The organism is Corynebacterium sp. HMSC30G07 (assembly GCF_001806945.1).
Lineage (GTDB): Bacteria > Actinomycetota > Actinomycetes > Mycobacteriales > Mycobacteriaceae > Corynebacterium > Corynebacterium riegelii.
Window position 1 is genome coordinate 45,094 of sequence record NZ_KV786459.1, and the last position, 1,129, is coordinate 46,222.

Consider the following 1,129-nt stretch of genomic DNA (forward strand, 5'->3'; position numbering starts at 1 on the left):
AAGATCCCTTCGACATTGTGGCCTCTGGGTTTGGTCTTGTGGTTGGCGAAAGTTTGGCACTAGTTTCGGCACTCATTTCGTCACTCATTTGTCCCAAGTCAGGAACCACGTCGAGGCCTCCTTCGGAAAAACGGGCTGTTTTTTGTTTTTGAACCTGGCCACCTGTTCTCTTACTCGGGTCGGGCATCAACCAGTTCTTCTGGGTTGAAGTTTTCCGACCAGCCGTAGTCGTACTCCGGGTCGGGGAAGGGTGGTTCGGAAAAATCGGGTTCTTTTGGCAACGGCTCCGGCAACACCGCCTTGATCGGGAAAACAAGGCCGTATTCTTCCTCCAGTGCTGCGATCTGGGCGTCGGCCTGTTCGAGGTTGTGGTGGTGGTCAAAATCGTCCAGGATTTTGTGGCCTTTGGCGTAGAACTGCGCCACTCGGCTGCGACGAGCACACACTTGCTCAAGGTTGCTCTTCCACCGTGGTGCCGCAGCATGTGTGTTGTGTGCGATCAGACTGTCTGGGGCGCAGGTTTCATACGTACCGTTGGCAAACAGCCACAAGATTTCACCCGTATCCGGATCCGGGACGTAGAAGCCGCGCTTATCGGTTTTTAGGTTGTGGTGCTTTTGGCACAGTGGGTAGAGGTTTCCTGGTGTGGTTTTGCCACCCTGGTTAAACGCGATCCGGTGATCTAACTGGCACCTCAGTGACGGCACGCTACATCCCGGGAATACACAATGGGTATGGCGTGCGCAGACGACTCGTCGCATTGCTTCGGTTGGGGTGTAGCTATCCGTATGTGCTTGAAGTTCTGCCTCCATATCCACTTCGGTGAACTTCGCTGTAGCCAGCAGGTCATCGAGTGCTGCGGTTGCTTCCGGGGTTAAGGCCCCAACCCCTGGTACATAGGCTGGACCACCAGGCGCGCGGTCCTTTGGCACAAACACGTGCAGCGTCGTTTTTGTTGGGGTGATTTCCCCGGAAAGCAGTTTGACCATTGCATCTGCCATGGAGGTTTTGTGTTCCCGTGCAGTCGCTAATACATGCTCGCGTACGACCTGTGCTGTCAACGGGTTGGTCGCCAACGTGACCAGTGTTTTGACTGTGCCGGACTGTGCAGACACCTCAAAGGTCACCG

Annotated in this window: 1 protein-coding gene; it reads right to left on the reverse strand. The window is 55.2% G+C overall.

The genetic code is table 11. From position 1 onward, the window contains the following. Positions 1-170: 170 nt before the first annotated feature. Positions 171-1,129 (reverse strand): HNH endonuclease signature motif containing protein (locus HMPREF3104_RS04910; protein ID WP_210386485.1); only part of this gene is annotated, 959 nt, incomplete at its 5' end.